Here is a 22242-nt window from a genome sequence, read left to right as displayed (position 1 = left end):
TTTATTATCTGAATTCAGGAGATAGTCATGTCAGCAGGAACACTCACCCTGACGAATAATTCTGCCCAGGTGACAGGGGAAGGAACTGCATTTAGCACCGAACTGTCGGCCGGTGATTTTATTGTTGTGACCGTGGGAGGCATACCTTATACGCTCCCGGTCAAAACAATCGAGAGCAATACAGGGCTGACGATGGTCAGTAACTTTACCGGACCTGCTCAGTCGGGGGCTGCATGGTCAGCCGTTCCCCGCGTGGCGCTGAATATGGTAACCGCCGCGCTGGTGACACAGAGTGCTGAGGCGCTTCGTGGCCTGAATTACGACAAGCAGAACTGGCAGCAGTTTTTCACTGCTGAGGGTGATGTCACAATTACGCTTCCAGATACCAGCCAGACAACGGGGCCATCAGCGAAAAAACTGGTCAATAGTGTCAGCAACAAAGCAGATAAAACGGACCTGGATGAAAAGGCAGATAAGACGGCTCTTGATGATTACGCCAAAAAAGGTGCTAACAATGACATCACCAGCCTCAGCGGGTTAACAACGCCTTTAGGTATTACTCAGGGTGGTACGGGGGGCAACAGTCCCGAGTCAGCCCGCCAGAGTCTGTCTGCCACGACAAACCGACAGTTAACAGACGGTAGTGGCGGTAGCTGGTATGCCTCGTTTACATCCAGACGAGACTTCGCCATGTTCAGTTGGGGAGATACGAGCAACATCGGTCCCTGGGATGCTCCGGCAAAGTACAGTACCGTCAATTTCTTCCCGTCCACAGCAGACAATATTGGAACAGCGCTGGCCAGTAGCTGGGGTTCTGATAATGAATATTATCTGAACTCAAAGCGATCGGATAAAACGTCTTATGAGCAGTGGAAAGGCTGGTCACGACTATGGCATTCCAGAAACACGACCGTAGATTCTAACGGCTTCATCAAGCGCGCATCCCCGGTAGTTAAAGTTTTTTCAGATGGGCAATTTGAAACCAATGAGGAATCAGAAGGGTGTGTTGTTGCACGCCTGTCTGCAGGGGAATACCTGATAAGTGGGTGTACAGGTCTGAATGCTGATGCGGCGTGGGGCGGGGTTGATGGTGGTTTTGAAATACCAGTTGATCGAAATAAGCAGCCACGTATCTGGCTGGATTACACGGTTAATGCTGACGGAACGGTGCTGATCAAAACCTATCACCGGGTTCACGTATCATCGCCATTATTTGCTCAGAACAGAATAGGAAACACAGATGAACACGGTGTGTTTACGGAAACGGTGACCGATGGCGAGCCAGTAGACATACCGACAGATGCGTTTGTCTCGGTTCGTGTGCAGATGCCATCAGACAGTATCTGGAACAAGAGTAATGCCGATGCGATGGCGGCAATGAAAAACACTGAACTGGAGCTTGAGCAAATTCAACAGGATCCTCAGCAATAGATCATTGCCGCAGCTGCGTCGCATGCAATGACGTCACTGCGGCATATTGTCCCTTAATCTGACACCAGCCACATATCAGCCTCTTCAAACAATTCCTGAACAGTACGGCTTATCTGTTCTTTCTCATGCTTGCTGGCGTCAGTGTTGATCGCTGGTGGTATTCAGCACATAGATACTAAAAATGGCGCTGTATATGCGCCATTTTACTATCTCATTGATGGTATCAGCGGGTTGTCCCCAAAGGGATTTCCGGATCCGGTTGGTGAGTAATCCTGTTACGTAGATCTCGTCGAATAATTTCGATTGACCAGAACCAGATTAAATGACCAAAAATTTCGGATACATTCTCATACCATGGAAGGTCAGCGAGAGGAGGGGTCAGTCCCATGAGAGGGAAGGAAATCATATGTACGAAAAGCTGGGCTAATGCACCAGCCAACAACCCCTGCCAGAGTTTAATTTTGGGAAAGACTTCTGCAACTACACAATAGCCTACGGCGAACACAATAGAAAAAATGATGTGTGTTACACCAACCCAGTTAAACACATGCCCGGCAAAGGTGTAGACCGCTGCGTTAGGATCTGCAAGTCCCATCCAGTCCCGAAGGAAAATATATGGAGGGTTCAGGAAATTGCGGGAGCAATCAATTTGTCCCGCCGCTCTGATTAATGATTCCGGAACACATGCAGTAGTGAACATATCAGACGGGCTACGGGGCGGCAAGGGTACTTCAGCACCCCATTTAACGAATGCTGATACGATACCGGCGATTAACCCGATAAAAGCAGCCAGGCCATAACGTCTGCGGTTAGGTGGTGTTTGTTCAAATATATTCATATTTCATCCATTGAATTTCATTACATCAACGTAATTACTAAGTAGTATTCATAAAAAACAATGAATGTAAAGAATTGTATGTGGCTATATGTTCTGCTCCTGAGTGAGTAATAGGAATCCCTAAATCAAACTACCTCATATGCTCCGGCAGAAAGACGGTGATGGAGGTAACAAGAATGGCGAGCAGGTCTGAGAGTGGGTATATGTTGGAAATAACGGCATCATTATGATTTTGCAGAATATCGTGAGGTCGCCGTTGCAGCAGGTGAAATAGCTAGAGTGGTAATTAAAGAGCGAAAAGAGAAAAAATTGGATGCAACAACCTACCTCAGTCAATAAAAATCATAGTGCCACCGCGCCGTCGTATACAAGAACGGGCGGCGGCAAACTGGCGATTGTTCGATAGTGCGAGTATTGAATGATTGCCAGTCGCGGCGAATTGTAACTGTACAGCTATGGCAATCAATATGTTTAATCCGAAACCAGCCAGAACTCAGCCTCTTCAAACATTTCCTGAACAGTACGGCTTATCTGTTCTTTCTCATGCTTGCTGGCGTCAGTGTTGATCGCCGGCAGTGTCATCATCGGTTTAACCCGAACATTAGCATCGGGGGAGAACTAGTGTAAGGCATATGATAGATGACCTAGCGAACAGGGAATGCTGGAAGGACAGCTTTTTGTAACACTCGGCCAGCTTCTGAAGAGAAAGATAATGTTTCCCCCACAGTCTGTGTTTCAACAATTCGTCCCTCATCCATCACCATAACCCGATGGCAAAAACGTTCCACAAGGCGCAGATCGTGGGTGATAAACAGGCAAGCAGTGCCAAACTGTTTTTGCAGTTTTTTGAGCAGACGTATTACCCCAGCTTGCAGTACCAAATCGAGGTTTGAAACTGCTTCATCTAAAATTAAGAGTTTTGGTTCAACGCTCAATGCGCGGGCAAGGCAGACGCGTTGAAGTTGTCCGCCGCTGAGTTGTGGCGGGCGTTTATCAAGTATGCTGTCATCCAGATCGACTGCGTGAAGCATTTCACTGGCACGGGCGAACTGTTCTGACTTACTAAGTGATAACAGGTGACACATAGGCTCACGTAATATTTCACGTACGGTTTTACGAGGATTCACTGCGCTGACAGAGTCCTGAAACACCATCTGAATATCGCGGCGAAAGGCTTTTTGTTTTGTACGATTCAGTTGGGAGATGGGTTCCCCCTGCCAACTGACGTAACCCTTTGTCGGAAATTCCAGACCAACAAGCAGACGTGCCAGCGTACTTTTCCCACAGCCACTGCGCCCCAGTAGAGCAACCGTTTCACCACTTCTCAGAGTTAAAGAAACATCCTTCAGTACAGACTGATACTGATTTTTGCCACTCACATTCGCATGTTTATACTGATGCGAAATATCAGTAACCGTCAGAAGTGTCATAAAGCTAACTCCAGGCCGTACAAAGCTAAATGCGCCGATACCAGATTACGTGTGACGGTATGCTTAGGCGCACTAAACACCGTTTCGACGTCGCCATATTCAACAATATTGCCATGATCCATAACCGCCACGTCGTCTGCCAGGCGCGCCACAACCCCCATATCATGAGTGACCAGCAACATTCCCGGAGACCGGGTTTGCATGATGTTGTCCAGCAAGTCAAGGATGCGTGCCTGCGCAACCACATCAAGATCGGTGGTCGGCTCATCCGCCACTATATATGGCACATCACATAGCAAAGCCATTGCGATCATCATTCGTTGCAGCATTCCCCCGCTCATTTCAAAGGGATAGAGCCTCAGCACTCGGGAGGCATTTTCTAATCCCACAGCCTCCAGCGTAGTGATCAACGTTTCTTCATCTGCAGGTTTACCAAGCACCATGCAGGTTTCCCGCGCATGTGCGGCCATGGTTCGCAGCGGATTAAACGCGCTGCGCGGGTTCTGCATAATGGTCGCGACTTTAACGCCGCGCAGATCACGAGGGGAAACGGGATTTCCATCTGCCAGAACAGTTCCTGAGACTTGATGAACACCTGAAGGTAGAATGCCGAGCGCGGCTGCGCATGTCAGTGATTTTCCGCTTCCACTTCCCCCAACCAGTGCCAGCACACGCCCGCGTTTAATCGACAGCGACACACCGTTAACCAATGGCTTCTCTGCATGCAGCACAATATTTTGCAGTTCAATTTGTTGCGGCATCAGTGGGCATGCTCCGTGACAAGATGTGGATCGAGGTGATCGCGCAGCGCATCCCCCACCAGGTTGAAGGCCATTACACTGATAAATAATGCCAGCCCAGGCCAGAACATTTGCAATGGCTGAGTCCAGATATACTGGCGAGCGTCGTTAATCATTACCCCCCATTCGGCTGTTGGTGCTGTAACGCCAAGGCCGAGGAATGACATCCCGGCAACGTGCAGCATCATGTGGCCAATATCAAGTGTTGCCAGCACCAACAATGAAGGGATGACCGCCCCAGCCAGATGGTCGATAAATACCCGGATATGGCCTGCACCTGAAAGCCGGGAAGCCAGGATGAACTCTCGCTGACGAAGTGAGATAACCAGGCTACGAACCATTCGTGCATACCATGCCCAATGTGACAAAGCGATGGCAATAATGACGTTAGTTAGCCCCGTCCCCAAAACGCCGACAAGGAAAAAAGATAAGATCGAGGTGGGAAATGTCATGAACATATCAGCGACGCGCATTGTGGCCTGATCAACGCGACCACCAATGAGTCCTGCGCTACCTCCGACGACCAGCCCCAGCGCCAGTACCAACACGAGGCAGGCCATCACGGAACCGAGTGATACGCGGGTTGCCGCCAGCAGACGTGAAAAGATATCACGGCCCAGATGGTCGGTGCCCAGCCAGTGCTGACTATCGGGTGACAACAGTCGGGATGGCAAATCAATGGCCTGCGGATCGTAAGGCAGCCACCACTGACTGGTAAACGCAATGATAGCCAGTGAAGCAATGATGATGATTGCCAGACGGACCGACCAGCGTGAAGAGAGAAAAAAACTCACGAGTGCGCTCCTTCATGACGGCGAATACGGGGATCGACGGCTGCATTTAGTAAATCAACCACCAGATTACAAACCACGAACACCACGACCATGATTAGCGTAAAGCATTGGATCACGGGATAATCACGGTTAAAAATTGCCGAGACCGCATAGCGACCAACACCAGGCCAGGCAAAAATATTCTCTATGATCATCGTCCCACCAATCAGCTCACCAATATGCATTCCCACGGCGGTGATCATCGGCAATGAAGCATTTCGCAGAATATGACCACGTTCGATTTGCTTCTCGTTCAGACCGCGCAGACGCGCCCAGGTAACATGGCGTTGCCCGGCGACTTCCAGCATGCTGGCACGTAACAGTCGAGCATTGATCGCCAGCGACATGAAAGCAATCGACACTGCAGGCAAAATGATATGCTGCCAGCCGCCATATCCCAGCGCTGGCAGCCACTTCAAATAAACAGAGAAGAACATTACCAGCAGGAATGCGAGCCAGAAATTAGGCATCGATACGCCAAGAAAGGCGATAACCCGCACAATGAAATCCGGCAGACGATCACGATGACGTGCAGCCCAAATTCCCAGCGGCACCGAAGTAAGTAAGATCAGCACCAGTGCAGCCCCCGCCAGTTGTAGTGTGGCTGGCAGAAAGTGCATAACATCATCCAGCACAGGCCGCTGAGTGGCAAACGAAATACCAAAATCCAGATGGAGGGCTTTCCACAGCCAAGTACCGTACTGCACGATAAGTGGCTGGTCCAGGCCAAGCATAATGCGTGTGGAGGCAACCATATCCGGCGTGGGTGGCAGGTTAGATAAGCGCAGATAATCAAGCGCCGGGTCACCCGTACCCAGGCGCAGCATCAAAAAGATTATCACCGACGCGGCAAAAATCATCGGGATCAGCAGCAGTATGCGCCGCAAAGCATAACGAAACATCAGGGTTTCACCGGCGTTATCTGTTCAAACGGAATTTCCGAAGCGATCGGCGCGTAAGGAATTTCGCCCAGCTCAGGTTTGGCGACCACCATCATCGACATGTAACTAATAGGCAGATAAACCGCCTCATTGTGTAGCCGAGTCAGAATGTCACGATACAGCGCCTGACGTTGGGTTTTATCAGTGGAAATAAGTACTTCGCCAATCTCTTTATCAATCTGGACTTTATCTGGCAGGCCAAGCTGTGCCTGATAGTCTGCGTGGGATGGTACGCGCATTGAGCTCATAAAAGCATGTGGATCATAGGGGGCACCCCATGTGCGATTAAAAATCATACCGAAACGACCATCGCGCTGGCGGGCATATATACTGCTTTCCTCTTCACCTACCAGAGCAACGTCTGCACCAATCTGGCGCATATTTGCCTGCATAATCTCAGCCATTGATTTGCTAAGCGCATCGGTACCGACATAGGCCAGTTCGATATGCAAAGGTTGCCCGTTTTTTTCACGGATTGTTTTTCCTGCAGGCAACGACCAGCCAGCTTGCTCCAGTAAAGATTTCGCCTTCTGTGGATCAAACTGGCGCGGCTTCAAACCGATATCAGCGTAGGGTACAGATGGTGCAAACAGTGTATCAGCCACCTGCTGAGTACCGTACAACGCGTTTTTAATCAGCGTTTTTTTATCAACCGCATAGTTTAATGCTTCTCGTACAGCCAGTTCATTTGTTGGTGGTTTAGCAGAGTTGAGCGCAAGCATCACGGTTTCAACAGGTGCAGAAAGTTGTGTCCTGTATTCGGGGTTCTGACTAAAACGTGCAAAAGTATCGAGTGGCAACAACCCTTCATTACCGTATAACAAATCAATATCGCCGGTTTCAAAAGCCACGGCTCGGGTAGTTGGATCCGGGATGACCTTAACGGTGATCTTTTGAATCTGCGGTTTCTCACCCCAGTAATGTTCATTACGCACCAGCACGTCATACTGATTAAGTTTGGATTCCTTCAGTACCCATGGCCCGGTACCAATCGGTGCTTTAATTCCGTTAAGCGTTTCATTGTTTTTAAACTGAGAAGGCGCGATAAAGCGGAAAGGTCGCGGTAGAGCTAATTCCTGCAGGAATGGATAATAGGCATCTTTCAGGGTGATTTGCAGTTCTGTTTTACTTAGTGCTTTAACATCCGTGATTTGATTTGTTAGTTCCAGCCAGGCATGACGTTTACGGTTATCCAGCACGGCCCGGAAGTTTTCCGCTGCCGCCTGGGCATCAAATACTTCACCGTTAGAAAATTTAACATCATCACGTAAATGAAACGTCCATACTTTACCGTTTTCCGAATGGCTCCAGCTTTTTGCCAGCCACGGGATCACAGAACCATCCGCCTGATATTTCACCAATGGTTCATAGACCATGCTCTGAGCGAACATCTGGTTAGGTGTATAAAGATGTGGGTTTAATGGCCCAACATTCACCGGCCATGCAGTGGTTATTTCATCAGAAGGGGCGGCTTGAGCAAAAAAAGATGCGCATGCCAGCAGCGCTATAAGTGTGCGATTTAATCCGGACAAAATGATGACCTTATAAAGGGTTCTTAACCAAAAAGTATGATGATTATATAAAAACATCATACTTTTTATGTGCGACAGATCAATGTAAAGTCGCCAAACTAAACAGTAAAAATAAATAAAATTATCTGAATCGCTTGATGGGGAAATGTCAGATAGGTAGTACTTATTATGCTACTTGTATCCTGCGCTCTCGTTTGTTTTGATTTTCGCTGATGGGGGGCTCATTGATGTTCAGGCCTGGTTTTTTACCAGAGGCTGATACCACTAAAAGTATGGGGTGTTAATTCTTGATGAAGGGGGTTGCTTGTCACAACCCACAAATGACACAGCTTGATGACAATTATGATAAGTGCGGAGCCCCAGATACCTTAGGATGCAGATGGCTTCAGGAGACAAACTGCGAAAAATCGTTCTCCAAAACTCATTAGCAACTACATGATTTTATTGGGGTTGGCATGCAGTTTACTGGAAGGTAAAAAGCATGCCAAAAATCAACTTAACCTATTGAGTAATATAGATTAACTGTCTATGTCGCTAACCTTCTTGTTCAGCAAGCGGGAAGCGCGCCAGTAGATCAGCAACATCAGCCCCATGACGATGGTCAGGGTAATACTGGTGGCGGCCCCAAACGGCCAGTCGCGGATGTTCAGGAACTGCACTTTAATCACATTACCAATCAGCAGGTTTTTCGCGCCGCCCATCAGGTCGGATACGTAAAACAGCCCCATGGCTGGCAGCATAACCAGCAAACATCCGGCAATAATTCCCGGCATTGTCAGCGGGATAATAATGCGGGTAAAGGTCTGAAGTTTGCTGGCACCCAGATCGCGCGCAGCTTCGAGTAACGGTTTATCCAGTTTCTCAATGCTGGAGTAGAGCGGCATCACCATAAATGGCAGCAGGATATACACCAGGCCAATAATGACCGCGCTGGGGGTAAACATAATGCGAATGGGCGTATCAATCACGCCGAGCCAGAGTAGAAACTCGTTGAGATAGCCTTTGGTACTGAGGAAAATTTTGAGTCCGTAGATGCGAATAAGCGAGTTGGTCCAGAACGGAACAATCAGGAGGAAGAGCAGCAGTGGACGCACTTTCTCCGGCAGCTTTACCAAAAACCAGGCAAACGGATAGCCGAGTACCAGGCAGGCGAGTGTGGCAATCAGCGCCATATTGAGGGAGTGAACCAGCACCTCAAAATAGAGCGGATCGAGCAGACGTGCATAGTTTTCCAGCGTAAAGACCATTTTGACGAAATTAGCGTCGTCACGGGTCAAAAAGCTGGTGCCGATGATCATCAGGTTGGGCAGAAAGACAAACAACACAAGCCAACCGACAATGGTGACGATCACCACACTCTGGAATTTACTTGTGTTCTTCATCAGCCAGTACGACCTCCCAGCTTTCTACCCAGTTAATCGCCATTTTCTGGTCGAGCGAGTGGTCGAAGTCAGGATCGTCTTCGTTGAAGAATTCGCTGACCATGACCATCTTGCCGTTTTCCAGTTCAACAACTGATTCCAGCGTCATGCCTTTATAGTTACGTTCACGCACGTAACCGATAAGTCCTTCAATATGATTATCGTCGTTGATCTCGTCAACACGCAGATCTTCCGGGCGCAACAGTACGTGCAGCTTCTGTCCGGGGACCACCGCGAAGTTCACGTAAATATTACACTCGCGACCTTCAACGTTAGCACGAACACGCTGTTCGTCCAGACGTTCAATGACCGTCGCGTTAAACATATTGATTTCACCGATGAATCCGGCGACGAACAGATTCTTCGGTTCCTCGTAGATTTCTCGCGGTGTGCCGTCCTGCTCAATTTTGCCATCACGCATGACCACAATACGGTCTGACATTGTCAGTGCTTCTTCCTGATCGTGGGTGACAAAAACAAAAGTGATACCGAGTTTGCGCTGTAGCGCTTTCAGTTCGTTCTGCATCTGCTTACGCAGTTTATAGTCCAGCGCAGAGAGAGACTCATCCAGCAAAAGCAAACGCGGTTTATTGACCACCGCACGGGCAATCGCCACGCGCTGCTGTTGGCCACCGGAGAGTTGATGCGGTTTTCGCTGAGCGAACTCTTCCAGTTGCACCATGCGCAGGGCTTCGGTGACGCGCGAAGGAATATCGGCTGCGGGGGTTTTTTGCATGCGTAAACCAAAGGCCACATTTTCAAAAACGGTCATGTGGGGGAATAAGGCATAACTTTGGAATACGGTGTTCACGTAGCGGTTTTCCGCAGGAACGTGAGTGATGTCCTGGTTGTCCAGCATAATATGACCGGAATCAACCGTTTCAAGACCGGCAATCAGGCGAAGAACGGTTGTTTTACCGCAGCCAGAGGGGCCAAGTAGCGTGAGAAATTCGCCATGATTGATGGTCAAATCCAGGTTGGAAATCACCTCTTTGCCATCGAAACTCTTGCGAATTCCCGCTAGTTGCACCAGTGGAGAAAGCGAACGCGGTTGTTTATTCAATTTTTTACTCTGTCCCATGTAAACGCAACGGATGGCTGACCGATGCGGGGTTTGTGGTTAACCACCTTGATGACTCTTAATGAGGGCCGTTATTCTACGGCAAAGCGTTGTAATCGCCAATCCTTGTTGCGAATTACTGACTTAGCTTTATATTCAGAAGGATGTCATGGCGAAATATTCTCACTTGCGGGGATAAAAGTGACCTGACGCAATATTTGTCTTTTGTTGCTTATTGATAATGTTGTCACAAAAAGTGAGGGTGACTGCATGGATAAACTACTTGAGCGTTTTTTACACTACGTGTCGCTGGACACCCAATCAAAATCGGGCGTGCGGCAGGTACCCAGCACTGAAGGACAGTGGAAGTTATTGCAGTTGCTTAAGCAGCAACTCGAAGAGATGGGGCTGGTCAATATTACCTTGAGCGACAAGGGAACGTTGATGGCAACGTTGCCTGCAAACGTTGCCGGCAATATTCCCGCTATCGGTTTTATTTCCCATGTGGATACCTCACCGGATTTCAGTGGCAAAAATGTCAATCCGCAAATCGTTGAAAATTACCGTGGCGGCGATATTGCGCTCGGTATTGGTGATGAGGTTCTGTCTCCGGTGATGTTCCCGGTGCTGCATCAACTTCTGGGTCAGACGTTGATCACCACAGACGGCAAAACGCTGCTGGGTGCGGATGATAAAGCCGGTATTGCCGAAATTATGACCGCCCTGGCCGTGTTGATACAGAAAGATATTCCGCACGGTGATATTCGTGTGGCCTTTACGCCAGATGAAGAGGTCGGTAAAGGCGCGAAGCATTTCGACGTTGCAGCATTTGATGCGAAGTGGGCCTATACCGTCGACGGTGGCGGCGTGGGCGAACTGGAGTTTGAAAACTTCAACGCGGCGTCGGTCAATATCAAGATCGTCGGTAACAATGTGCATCCGGGTACGGCAAAAGGGGTGATGGTGAACGCGCTGTCGCTGGCGGCTCGCATCCATGCTGAAGTTCCCGCTGATGAGAGTCCGGAAGCGACGGAAGGCTATGAAGGTTTTTACCATCTGGCGAGTATGAAAGGTACCGTTGACCGGGCGGATATGCACTACATTATCCGTGATTTTGACCGTAAGCAGTTTGAAGCGCGTAAACGCAAAATCATGGATATCGCCAAAAAGGTCGGTAAAGGGTTACATCCGGACTGCTATATCGAACTGGTGATCGAAGACAGTTATTACAACATGCGCGAGAAAGTGATCGAGCATCCGCACGTTCTGGATATCGCCCAGCAGGCAATGCGTGATTGTGACATTGAGCCGGATCTTAAACCCATTCGTGGTGGCACCGACGGTGCGCAGCTGTCGTTCATGGGATTACCTTGCCCGAATCTGTTCACCGGTGGCTATAATTATCATGGTAAGCATGAGTTTGTGACACTGGAAGGAATGGAAAAAGCCGTGCAGGTGATTGTGCGTATTGCGGAATTGACGGCGAAACAGCAGCAATAAGCCTTGCGTCAGATGCCGGATGTACGAAGCGTCATCCGGCATAACGACAATAATTACCCTTCGAAGAACCAGTATCCGCTATTCACCAGTGCGGCAAGCATGGCGAGGAAAGACGGATCTTCCAGCGCATCCTCAAAGTTCTCCGCTGTCAGCACAATATGGCTGGCGAGCGCGTCCAGCGCCGGACGGTGAGGTGAGTCAATTTTCTCACCATTTACATAAACGTCATCACCAATGCGCAGTACGCGCAACCCACCCAGACGGACCAGAACATCGCCTTGTTTCAGGGCATCATAGATTTCGTCAGGCTGATAAGGCGGCTCAGGCGGAGCAACGTCCAGTTCATGACGCGACTGAGAGATAAACTCGCCAAACCACTGTTTAAAATGCTCCGGCTGGTTAATGAGCCCCAGCATCATTTCGCGCAGCTTGTCCATTTCCTGTGGCAGCACGTCTGCTGGATGGTCGCGCGGCGGCAGATCTGGATCGCTGTAGTACGTGCTACCCAGTTCGCGTTGCAGAACGTAATCAGCAAACCCGCTGATCAGTTCCCGGGTATTCGGTGCGCGGAAACCTACCGAGTAATTCATCGCGTTTTCCAACGCGTAGCCTTCGTGCGGGAATCCTGGTGGAATATACAGAATATCGCCTGGCTCCAGCTCTTCATCAATGATGGCTTCAAACGGATCAACCTGGAGCAGGTCAGGGTGTGGACAATGCTGCTTCAACTGCAGTTTTTCACCCACACGCCAGCGACGGCGACCGGTTCCCTGGATGATGAACACATCATATTGATCCAGATGCGGGCCAACACCGCCGCCGGGTACAGAAAATGAGATCATCAAATCGTCAATGCGCCAGTCCGGCAATTCTCGGAATGGCCGCATCAGCGCTGCGGTAGGTTCGTGCCAGTGGTTTACGGCCTGGACCAGCAATGACCAGTTGCTTTCACCAAGATGGTCATAGCTCTCGAAAGGACCGTGGCTAACCTGCCATTTGCCATCCTGGTGGCTAACCAACCGGCTGTCGACTTCGCTTTCCATTGCCAGCCCAGCCAGTTCGTCAGGGGAGAGTGGATCAATAAAGTTGTTAAAGCCGCGTTTTAAGACCACCGGACGTTTTTGCCAGTGACGTTCGAGAAAATCGGGCCAGTTAAGAGTGAGTTGGTATTCCATAATGAGCATCCCGCAGGCTGGTATCTGCAACCGATTATAACGGATACTTAACCGCAAGCGTGAAGTCAGTACATATTTATTACATATAAAGATTACTCGTCTTTTTGTCCCGGATGCTGGCGGCCGAAAATAACTTCCATGCGCGCTCCGCCCAGCAGACTGTCGCCAGCGATAATCTGCCCGTCATATTGCTCGGTGATCTCACGTGCGACGGCCAGGCCCACACCTTGCCCGGGGCGTAAGGTATCCACGCGCTGACCACGGTCGAACACCACTTCACGTTTACTGCGTGGAATGCCGGGACCGTCATCTTCTACCACAATGTGCAGATGATCTTCCGTTAATTGCGCTGAGATCTCGACAAATTCCAGGCAATATTTACAGGCGTTATCAAGGACATTGCCCAGCACTTCGACGAAATCGTTCTGTTCACCCACAAAGCTTGTCTCAGGCGAAATGTCGAGATTAATGTTAACCCCTTTACGCTGGTACACCTTGTTTAATGCTGAGGTCAGTTTATCCAGTAACGGTGCAACCGGATGCAATTCCCGGCTGAGAAGGGCGCTACTGCCACGCATGCTGGCACGATGCAGATAATAGCCAATTTGCTGAGAAATACGGCTGATTTGCTCCAGCATGACGGGCTCAGCATCGCTCACGCTCATTTTGTCATTACGCATCGAACGTAGCGTGCTTTGCAACACGGCCAACGGTGTTTTCAGGCTGTGGGTGAGATCCGTTAACGTGGTGCGGTATTTATCGTAGCGTTCACGTTCGCTCTTTAATAGGCGGTTGAGGTTCCGCACCAGACTAGTGAGTTCACGCGTGGTGGCAGGATTAAGCATTTCGCGATGATGCTCTTCAAGCTCACGGACTTCGCGCGCCAGTGATTCGATTGGTCTCAGGCTCCACCAGGCTGCAACTAACAGCAGCGGGATAACCAACAGCAAATTGGCAACCAGCACATAAACAAACCAGCTCCAGACCATATATGAGCGTTTGAGCTCAATAGGAATGGTATCAACAACCACAATGGTCAGTTGTGGCATTCTGGCGGTGGCAGGGTAGATGTTCACTGCCACGGAGTGGGTCATTTCTGCGTTATCGTCATCTTCTCTGACTTCTCTTAGCTTCTGTTGCGCCGAATGATCTTCGCGTAGCAATGTGCTGGTGGCGTCGACATTGGCTTCAATCTCATGAAAACCATTTGTCTTTAGCCAGTCCGGTTGAATACGTTGTACCAGCCAGGGAACGTCGCGTTGGGCCCAGAGCAGTTTGCCGTTTTCATTATAAATCAGCGACATTGTGGGGCTTTGCATATCGAGGTTTTCAGGTAGCTCGACATTAATTTTGCCGTTTTCCCATTTGGCCAGTGTATAGAACAGATTACTTTCGCCACGCAGCAGACGAAATGTTGTTTTATCAAAGCTGACGCTGTAGCCAACCAAAGCCACCATGCCGTAAGCCAGCGAGAGGACCAGCACGACGCCTGCGGTTGCCAGCAAAAAGCGCAGCCGCAGCGATAACGGGAAAAAATGACGCAGTAATTTATTCATCAGCGCAGTTCAAAAAGATAACCTTGCCCACGTACCGTGGTGATCACATCATCCGGATATTGCGCCTGAATTTTCTTGCGCAGACGACCCATCAATACATCGATGGTGTGGCTTTCACGCAGTTCAGCGTCCGGGTAAAGCTGTAACATAAGCGAATCTTTACTAACAACTTTGCCGCTATTACGGATCAGCGTTTCCATAATGGTGTATTCGAACGCCGTGAGTTTGATCACTTCATCGTTCACGGACAGTTCGCGGCGAGAAAGGTCCACCTGAAATGGCGGAAGCGAGATTATCTGCGAGGCCAGACCACTATTGCGGCGCATCAGTGCCTGCATTCTTGCAGCCACTTCTTCAATGTGAAACGGTTTTGTGACGTAATCATCTGCACCGGCGCTGAGCACTTCCACTTTGTCCTGCCAGCCTTCACGCGCGGTTAATACCAGAATGGGCAATGACACGTCATTACTGCGCCAGCGGCGGATCAGTGACAGTCCGTCTTCATCGGGGAGCCCTAAATCGACGATCGCAATATCCGGCAGGTGTTCATTCAGAAAATAGTCTGCTTCCTTTGCATCTTCTGCATCATCCACCTGGTGGCCTAAATCCTGTAGCTGAACCTTAAGGTGGTGGCGTAATAATGCATTATCCTCAACAACCAGTACGCGCATCATTGTTTCTCCCCAAATTCACGGTACGAATAGTTTAACGCTGATTATGTAGATTGAAAGCAGCGCTATGAAATGAAATAACTTTTTTCATGCTCCCTCGCCCGTGGGGGCGTCCTGGGGGCAGTGCTGTTGGCATCTGATTGTTCAGCATGTTGACCTGATCCTGGTTCATGTCGCCAGTCCACCTGGAGTAAACCTCGTACACCATTCGCGCATCTTCATGTTCCATCTGACTCGCTATGAATGACGAATCTGCACTCAGTGAAAAAACGAAGCGAAGAGATTGCTGCTCAGTTTTTCTGTTCTCCCGATGATGAAATCGAATGTCTTGCTTCGGATTCGAGCCGGTGATTGCGTATTGTTCCTTCCGCGCATCCAGAGCAGGCCTCATCCCCGTATGTACGGCAACAATGATGATTAATGCCTGGCAACGGGGAAGGGCGGCTATCAGTGCCTGGTACTCATGAAGTAAAAGTGGGTCGGGATCATTTTTAGATAACTTGAGTCGCGACACGCCTTCATAAGGAGCATGCAATATAAACTGGCTTCGGTTTGCGAGCTTAAGCATTTCTGATAAAACTGCCATCTGTTTATTGATTGTTGAGGGCGCACGGCCCTGCCTGGCCAGATTCGGCATTGCCGGGTTAATAATTGTCCCGGTCGGTTCAGTGGTGGCGATAAATGGCGATAACGGATATCTATATCATGGGAGGCGGCTGTAGCATGGGGCGTTTGGCGTGAGCGCTCATCGCATCATCAAACAACGTCCACCCTTGATTAAGGATAGCGTTGCATCGACCCGTTGAACTCACAGCGAAAAGCGAACGCCCGCATAGCGTAAACAGGCGCCCGATATCTTGAAGTGGACAGATTACTTAACCCGCTTCCCCGTTTCGTCAGTGACCTTCTCGCCATCCTCTTTGGTAAAGGCTCCTTTCTGACCTTCCGGTAGAATATCCAGCACTCTCTCTGAAGGGCGGCAAAGACGAGTGCCAAGAGGCGTAACGACTACCGGCCGATTAATCAGGATCGGATGTTGAATCATGAAATCAATCAACTGCTCATCACTAAATTTCTCATCATCAAGACCCAGGTGTTCATAAGGCTCAACGTTTTTACGCAGTAAGGCGCGCACTGTAATCCCCATATCTGAAATAAGTTTAATAAGCTCATCACGGGTCGGGGGAGTATCGAGATAATAAATTATTGTCGGTTCGTTGCCGCTGTTGCGGATCATCTCCAGCGTGTTGCGAGAGGTGCCACAGGCCGGGTTGTGATAGATGGTTATGTTGCTCATATCAGTATCTCATTACAAAGTGACAGAGAGCCGCCACGCCAGCGCGGCCAGAGTGACAAACAGCACGGGTACAGTCATGACAATGCCGGTACGGAAGTAATATCCCCAGGTAATTGTTATATTTTTCTGAGCAAGCACATGCAGCCACAGCAGGGTAGCCAGACTGCCAATCGGGGTGATTTTCGGGCCTAAATCGCAGCCAATCACGTTGGCATAAATCATTGCCTCTTTGACGACGCCGGTCGCTGTACTCCCGTCAATTGACAGCGCGCCAATCAGCACTGTTGGCATATTGTTCATCACTGATGAGAGAAATGCCGTCAGGAAGCCAGTGCCGAAAGCCGCTGTCCATAACCCCTTGTCTGCCAGCAGATTCAACACGCCAGACAGGTACTCTGTGAGCCCTGCATTGCGCAGGCCGTAGACCACCAGGTACATGCCAAGCGAGAAAATAACGATCTGCCATGGCGCACCGCGCAGGACTTTCCCGGTATTGATGGCATTGCCTTTTTTCGCCACCACAAACAGCACTGCTGCGCCAACCGCTGCTATCGCACTGACCGGGATCCCCATCGGCTCCAGAACAAAGAAACCGACCAGCAATAATAACAGTACAATCCAGCCCGCCCTGAAGGTCGCCGGATCCTTTATCGCACTGGCTGGCGTCTTTAGCAGCGAAACGTCATATGTCGCCGGAATATCCCTGCGAAAAAAGAGATGCAGCATGGCCAGCGTGGCCGCAATCGCTGCAAGGTTCACGGGCACCATAATGGAGGCGTACTGCGTAAAGCCCAGACCGAAGAAGTCCGCCGAGACGATATTAACCAGGTTAGAAACAATGAGTGGCAGGCTGGCTGTATCTGCAATAAATCCTGCCGCCATGACAAAAGCCAGTGTCGTGCCCTGACTGAATCCCAGTGCGAGCAGCATCGCAATTACAATCGGCGTCAGGATCAGCGCGGCGCCGTCATTGGCAAACAACGCAGCAACAGCGGCGCCAAGCAAGACTATCCAGGTAAACAAAAGGCGGCCACGTCCGTTACCCCAGCGGGAGACGTGTAATGCCGCCCATTCAAAGAATCCAGACTCATCGAGCAGCAGGCTGATGATGATGACCGCAATAAATGCCGCTGTCGCGTTCCAGACGATATTCCAGACAACGGGAATATCAGCGATATGGATGACACCGGTTCCCAGCGCCAGCGCAGCTCCGATACTCGCACTCCAGCCAATACTCAGGCCTCTGGGTTGCCAGATCACCAGTATCAGCGTCAGTAAAAATATACTCCCTGCCAAAAACATTTTAGATCCCATTATATATATGATTATGTGAATGTGTTTCCCTGCTTCAGCAGGAAGTGCAGGCCGACTTTGCCAGCCATTCGCGCACATCCTCCCGAAGGCACAGCCAGGACGACGTGATTGTCTCAGCGGCCCACGCCGGTATATGTGGTGACAGACGATAGTGGATCCATTTCCCTTCCCGACGATCAAGCACAAGCTTAGCCTCGCGAAGGACGGCCATGTGACGTGATATTTTCGGTTGTGATTCTGAGGTGGCAGCACAGATATCGCACACGCACAGTTCCCCGGACTCCCGCAGAAGCATGACGATGGCGAGCCGTGTTTCATCCGACAGGATTTTGAAAAGCTGAACCGGTTGTAGCATTTTTCGCTCCGTTCTCTTTAGAATACATATATGGTATATCATATGTATTGAGTTTGAAATCACCAAATGGTAATGCAGGTCTGCGGCGGTTCACAGCCCTTCAATGCCGTGAACCAGATGCGTATTCTGGGCCGCTGGATGCGGATGTTTACGATCCCCAACCAGTCTTCCGTAGCCAGGGCATGGCAAGAGTTCGACGAAAACGGACGAATGAAACCTTCGTCATGGTATGACCGCATCGTCGATGTAGCCGAGGAGCTGTTTAAAATCACACTACTGCTGAAGGGACAAGCCGGTTATCTTGCGGATCGTTACAGCGAGCGAAAAGAGAGCATCAGGAGCTTTCATCCCGCGTCAATCAGGACAAAATATAACCTCTGTTCTTCGTGAGGGCATACTTCATGAGCTTAACAACGTCCGCCTGGCACAAAGCGGAAGAACTAACTGAGAAGACGGTCCGATGTGAGCGGACGATAAACGCAGTTGACGTTGCAAGAAAAGGTATTCTTAATGAGTACTCGCAGACTGCAATCTATGTTTATATGAAAATCCGAATGAGAGTTTAAATTTTATTTAAGAGAGAATATATGCGTACTCGTCCAGCCTCTCGATTGATAGTCCTTTCACCGGAAAATCATGTTCTGCTCTTTAGGTTCTGCCATAAAGATGATGCTCTAAAAGGAAAAACATACTGGGCAACGCCAGGGGGAGGACTTGAGCACAACGAGTCTTTTGAGCAGGCGGCGCTACGTGAATTATTTGAAGAAACGGGCGTGACAAGAAGAACGACGGGACCACAAATAGCCTTGAGAACCTTCCCTATGATGCTGCCAAGTGGTGAGAACGTTCTTGCTGAAGAACGTTTCTTTATTATTACTGCAGATAAATCAGATATTGACCGCTCAGGTTGGAGTGACAACGAAAAAAAAGTCATTCGCGATCACTACTGGTGGAGCTTAGAAGAGCTTAGACAGACCAATGAAATCATCTTTCCACTCGATTTGATAATTAACATACTTGAAGACTTCCCGTGCACTTAACATTCTGAAATGATCTGAATATCCGCTTAGCACTAACCAGCCCCATTGCGATTGAAAAATATGTATGAAAGTTTAATTAACGATTGATCGCATGAAAGAACTTCCTAAAGACGCGGTTTCGGCATAGAAAAAGAACTGCTTCAACGCCTGAATGATCACTATGACAATTGCAGACTCACAATCCGGCGCGCCGGGTCGGATGGGTTATGTGTTTTCGGTAGGGACAAGGACGATAAAAAGAGAATCGAATTCATCCTCCAGGCATTCCCGACCTCGCTACGGCGGAGTTTTTGCTTTCTGGCAATACGATGGGTATTCACCTGGCACGCTATCTCCGTTCCCAAATCATAGTGCTGCCCTCAATACTGACAGATACATCAAGCCACTATGGGATGTTTCATCCTGGACTTAATTCGGTTCATTTATTGACACAGAGAATAATGCTTAGTTAACTTATTGATGTGGTGAATCCCCCTGTGCGGTGGGGCGTCCGGTCAGGTCAAGATCCCTTTGACGCATGATGCAACGCGAGGCTTGTTGTCCGGGGCAGTCTCACCGGGAGGCACCCGGCACCACAACTGAACTCAAACCTGTCATACTGTTATCATGGTGTGGGGAGATAACGTTATAAAAATATCCTTTAGAAATAGCGTGATCGGACTCGGTATATCTATAGGTGTTGCAATAATTATTGTTTCCCTGGTTGTTTTTCTGAATGGCATTGGATTATGGTAACCCGCACTTTACCGTTTGGGATCCCTGCATTTGTCGGTGCCTTCCGGTTATGGGCTTTTATTATATAATTAACAATAAAATCAATTATTTTCTGTGAGAGCTTTAGTTATCAAGGTTGAAAGTGTTTCAAGCTGGATTGCAAGCTGGATGCTTAACCAGACATATCCATGAACGGCACTTTCCATTACTTCATCACTTTCATTCGCGAGTAAAAGGCCATGCAACTCTTGTGTGATTTCATTAAGACGTTCGCTGTTTGATGCTATTGGAGACGGGTTGCCTTCATGCAGCGCGTGAGCCAGCGTACTGAGAGTATTGCGGGTCATTTGTTCCATGTCGGAAAGTGTATGAGAGTTCAATATCAGAAACCGGCTGCTGCGCGACGCCCAGTGGGCATTTATCTGAAATTTTTGGGCAGCTATCATATCTCGGGTTATTGACTGAATATCCTCAAGCAGACTCTTTGCAATCTTTGTTTCTTTATTCACTGGTGTAATCAGACCACGCATTTTGACTACATTAGTCAACGCTCGCGTTTGAAGCCCGGTTATTCTGGGCTGGTTCAGAACGTTTCGTGAGACCCCGGCTGAAGTGATTTTTAAGTAATCAGCCAGAAAGTCAGCAAGTTGGATACGCCAGTTAATGAATGCTCTTTGGGGATAAATACTGGTAAACAGCATAGCCAGAATACATCCCAAAATAATATTGGTGCTTCGCCATAATGCTGTCTGTAAGTCCCCGGCAGGAGCGCTGCTGACTACGGCAAGCGTTATCCCAACAAGTAATGCAGCATACGGGCGTTTACTCATGGCCAGATATCCGCAAAGGAAAGCAGCGCATCCGCACCAGAGCATCATCAGGGTAAGAGAGTACATTTCAATGTGTAATGCAATGATCCCCAGAATTGCACCACCTACAGTTCCTGCCATTCGCTCAAGTGCTCTGGGGATAACGTTACCCATGTAGCTTACAGGTCCCATGACGACAACGAGTGTAATCAGGGGCCACGAGTGGTCTGGTAAACTCAACATTCTTATCAATAAGAACGTAATAACGAACGCTACAGCAATTCGAATCCCATGCACTATACGGTAGTTGCGGTAGATTTTAAGTTCTAATGGACTTATCGGTTTGTTCCGTTTAACGGAAAAAATGTTCTTTTTCATTGTGTAAAATCTTTAACAAAGAGCAAACGATAAAGAATATTCAGATATACACTGAAAAAAACAAGGAGTCTTACTTTTTTAAATTATAAAACCGGTGCGTGCTATTAAGACTTTACTATTGTTAATTATTTGCTAATTGAGCGATAAAGAAGGGAGTGATCTGTAATGTTCATTTTATATTTTGGGTTGTTATTATGAGTATAAGTAGTGGAGAACAGATTGAATGATAATCTGGCATAAATTCAACTTGTTGACTTTAATGATTATTAAAGAGTTGTGTGGTTTCTGGGAAATGGTTAACATGATTTAGATGAGTGACTTCTTCGATCAGATCAATCTGGTTTGATGGTGTTTCTGGACGATTTTAAATCGGCAACAGTATCTGGGTAAAATGCATGATGAGCAAATACAAAATTGCAGCTCTGATGACTACAGCGTCAACGGTCGCACTGTTTTGGTCAGTGGCATTAATCTTTGGGTTGCTTCATTCTCTGGGTATGTAGTCGAAATTGATTTAAGGCTTATAAAACATAATATTACGCAGGCAGTTATGAGACGAAGGGTATGAGTATTAGAATGTCTGATATTCTTATCGCTGTATGTTTTTTATGAGCTAAGGTTTGAACCAAAGCTCATCATATAAAATAAACTTATATTAGAAAAAAAGTATGCAACTAAACGATGTGTATCATCGAAATGCAACTGTATAAAGAGATAGTGCAATAGCCAGAAATATCCAATATTGAGAGTGATAATGGAAAAGTTTAAGCATTAATATTCTCCACAGAGTTGGTCATTAATTAATGGCAGATTTAAATGTCAACAACAAACAAAAAATCATAGTCACTGACTATTTTATTATTTCATAATGTTTCTGCCAGGCGCGATGGCGGTGCATTTGCACCAGTAATGGGAATTTTGCATTATTATGGTGAGATTAATGGCAGAAGTACTTTATGAACTGCTCAATCTACCAGTACAGACGACAATCATCATTCGTGCCTGCCAAACGGCGGCGATGATGCAGGCGATGAGGATGCTCGGCTTCAGAATTCACGAACAGCAGAGGCAGGTGAAATCGGAGGTGGCATTATTTATAGATGTTAATGCATTGCTGAATATCCAGTTGGCTGACGTGTGAATCAAT

General features: G+C 48.5%; 21 protein-coding genes and 3 pseudogenes. 6 read left to right on the top strand and 18 right to left on the bottom strand.

From position 1 onward, the window contains the following. Positions 1-27: 27 nt before the first annotated feature. Positions 28-1431: a phage tail protein gene (locus tag ACLJXE_RS09185; RefSeq protein WP_410750704.1), complete on the top strand. Its 1404-nt coding sequence runs from the start codon at positions 28-30 to the stop codon at positions 1429-1431. Between the two features lie 53 nt (positions 1432-1484). Here ACLJXE_RS09185 and ACLJXE_RS09180 read toward each other — a convergent pair. From ACLJXE_RS09180 to potA, 10 genes and pseudogenes are all read right to left on the bottom strand, one after another. Continuing rightward, a pseudogene (locus ACLJXE_RS09180) lies at positions 1485-1586 on the bottom strand (DinI-like family protein); the annotation flags it as partial. A gap of 68 nt (positions 1587-1654) precedes the next feature. Then, complete coding sequence (locus ACLJXE_RS09175; protein WP_040231974.1) at positions 1655-2269, bottom strand: YagU family protein; 615 nt, start codon at positions 2267-2269, stop codon at positions 1655-1657. Between the two features lie 471 nt (positions 2270-2740). Continuing rightward, positions 2741-2887, bottom strand: a pseudogene (locus ACLJXE_RS09170) (DinI-like family protein); the annotation flags it as partial. A gap of 26 nt (positions 2888-2913) precedes the next feature. After that, positions 2914-3699 carry a nickel import ATP-binding protein NikE gene (gene nikE / locus ACLJXE_RS09165; RefSeq protein WP_286628712.1) on the bottom strand — a complete coding sequence of 262 codons (786 nt, stop codon included), beginning with the start codon at positions 3697-3699 and terminating at the stop codon, positions 2914-2916. Then, entirely contained in the window at positions 3696-4460 is a 765-nt protein-coding gene (gene nikD, locus ACLJXE_RS09160; RefSeq protein ID WP_286628713.1) for a nickel import ATP-binding protein NikD, read from the bottom strand. Before nikD ends, nikE begins: the two co-directional genes overlap by 4 nt. Then, entirely contained in the window at positions 4460-5293 is an 834-nt protein-coding gene (gene nikC / locus ACLJXE_RS09155; protein WP_286628714.1) for a nickel ABC transporter permease subunit NikC, read from the bottom strand. The genes nikD and nikC overlap by 1 nt, the downstream gene beginning before the upstream one ends. Continuing rightward, complete coding sequence (gene nikB / locus ACLJXE_RS09150; RefSeq protein ID WP_286628716.1) at positions 5290-6234, bottom strand: nickel ABC transporter permease subunit NikB; 945 nt, start codon at positions 6232-6234, stop codon at positions 5290-5292. The genes nikC and nikB overlap by 4 nt, the downstream gene beginning before the upstream one ends. After that, positions 6234-7808: a nickel ABC transporter substrate-binding protein gene (nikA, locus tag ACLJXE_RS09145; RefSeq protein ID WP_286628742.1), complete on the bottom strand. Its 1575-nt coding sequence runs from the start codon at positions 7806-7808 to the stop codon at positions 6234-6236. Before nikA ends, nikB begins: the two co-directional genes overlap by 1 nt. A gap of 515 nt (positions 7809-8323) precedes the next feature. Then, on the bottom strand, positions 8324-9187 hold the full coding sequence (potB, locus tag ACLJXE_RS09140; protein WP_040231977.1) for a spermidine/putrescine ABC transporter permease PotB: 864 nt from the start codon (positions 9185-9187) through the stop codon (positions 8324-8326). Next, entirely contained in the window at positions 9171-10307 is a 1137-nt protein-coding gene (potA, locus tag ACLJXE_RS09135) for a spermidine/putrescine ABC transporter ATP-binding protein PotA (RefSeq protein WP_410750703.1), read from the bottom strand. The genes potB and potA overlap by 17 nt, the downstream gene beginning before the upstream one ends. Positions 10308-10556: 249 nt before the next feature. Between potA and pepT the strand changes: the two genes are divergently transcribed. Next, on the top strand, positions 10557-11786 hold the full coding sequence (gene pepT / locus ACLJXE_RS09130) for a peptidase T (protein WP_410750702.1): 1230 nt from the start codon (positions 10557-10559) through the stop codon (positions 11784-11786). A gap of 53 nt (positions 11787-11839) precedes the next feature. Here the strand turns inward: pepT and roxA are convergent, their stop codons facing one another. The 7 genes from roxA to ACLJXE_RS09095 all read right to left on the bottom strand — a co-directional run bounded on the left by roxA (position 11840) and on the right by ACLJXE_RS09095 (position 18154). Next, positions 11840-12961 (bottom strand): [50S ribosomal protein L16]-arginine 3-hydroxylase, encoded by a 1122-nt coding sequence (gene roxA, locus ACLJXE_RS09125; protein WP_061067742.1) that lies wholly within the window; start codon positions 12959-12961, stop codon positions 11840-11842. Positions 12962-13053: 92 nt separating this feature from the next. Next, positions 13054-14517, bottom strand: coding sequence for a two-component system sensor histidine kinase PhoQ (phoQ, locus tag ACLJXE_RS09120; protein WP_410750701.1), 1464 nt, complete (start codon positions 14515-14517; stop codon positions 13054-13056). Then, positions 14517-15188 carry a two-component system response regulator PhoP gene (gene phoP, locus ACLJXE_RS09115; protein ID WP_137382962.1) on the bottom strand — a complete coding sequence of 224 codons (672 nt, stop codon included), beginning with the start codon at positions 15186-15188 and terminating at the stop codon, positions 14517-14519. The genes phoQ and phoP overlap by 1 nt, the downstream gene beginning before the upstream one ends. Before the next feature lie 34 nt (positions 15189-15222). Further along, positions 15223-15825: a hypothetical protein gene (locus ACLJXE_RS09110; RefSeq protein ID WP_286628720.1), complete on the bottom strand. Its 603-nt coding sequence runs from the start codon at positions 15823-15825 to the stop codon at positions 15223-15225. Positions 15826-16059: 234 nt separating this feature from the next. Beyond that, complete coding sequence (gene arsC, locus ACLJXE_RS09105; protein ID WP_286628721.1) at positions 16060-16485, bottom strand: glutaredoxin-dependent arsenate reductase; 426 nt, start codon at positions 16483-16485, stop codon at positions 16060-16062. Between the two features lie 12 nt (positions 16486-16497). Next, on the bottom strand, positions 16498-17787 hold the full coding sequence (locus tag ACLJXE_RS09100; RefSeq protein ID WP_410750700.1) for an arsenic transporter: 1290 nt from the start codon (positions 17785-17787) through the stop codon (positions 16498-16500). A 46-nt stretch (positions 17788-17833) separates the two neighbouring features. After that, positions 17834-18154 (bottom strand): transcriptional regulator, encoded by a 321-nt coding sequence (locus ACLJXE_RS09095; RefSeq protein ID WP_410750699.1) that lies wholly within the window; start codon positions 18152-18154, stop codon positions 17834-17836. A gap of 69 nt (positions 18155-18223) precedes the next feature. Here ACLJXE_RS09095 and ACLJXE_RS09090 point away from each other — a divergent pair. From ACLJXE_RS09090 to ACLJXE_RS09080, 3 genes and pseudogenes are all read left to right on the top strand, one after another. Next, positions 18224-18528, top strand: a pseudogene (locus tag ACLJXE_RS09090) (arsenical resistance protein ArsH); the annotation flags it as partial. A 213-nt stretch (positions 18529-18741) separates the two neighbouring features. Further along, positions 18742-19194, top strand: coding sequence for an NUDIX hydrolase (locus ACLJXE_RS09085; RefSeq protein ID WP_410750698.1), 453 nt, complete (start codon positions 18742-18744; stop codon positions 19192-19194). Between the two features lie 123 nt (positions 19195-19317). Beyond that, positions 19318-19545 (top strand): DinI-like family protein, encoded by a 228-nt coding sequence (locus tag ACLJXE_RS09080; RefSeq protein WP_410750728.1) that lies wholly within the window; start codon positions 19318-19320, stop codon positions 19543-19545. A gap of 464 nt (positions 19546-20009) precedes the next feature. Here the strand turns inward: ACLJXE_RS09080 and ACLJXE_RS09075 are convergent, their stop codons facing one another. Then, positions 20010-21095: an FUSC family protein gene (locus tag ACLJXE_RS09075; RefSeq protein ID WP_410750697.1), complete on the bottom strand. Its 1086-nt coding sequence runs from the start codon at positions 21093-21095 to the stop codon at positions 20010-20012. A 940-nt stretch (positions 21096-22035) separates the two neighbouring features. On the opposite strand from ACLJXE_RS09075, the gene ACLJXE_RS09070 reads away from it, so the two are divergent. Further along, a complete protein-coding gene (locus ACLJXE_RS09070; RefSeq protein WP_410750696.1) occupies positions 22036-22236 on the top strand; it encodes a hypothetical protein in 201 nt (66 codons plus the stop codon). Positions 22237-22242 lie beyond the last annotated feature (6 nt).

Origin of the sequence: Citrobacter sp. U14242 (assembly GCF_046555775.1) — a bacterium.
Lineage (GTDB): Bacteria > Pseudomonadota > Gammaproteobacteria > Enterobacterales > Enterobacteriaceae > Citrobacter.
Note: the sequence above shows the minus strand (reverse complement) of the source record. Positions and strands in the feature narration are given on the sequence as shown.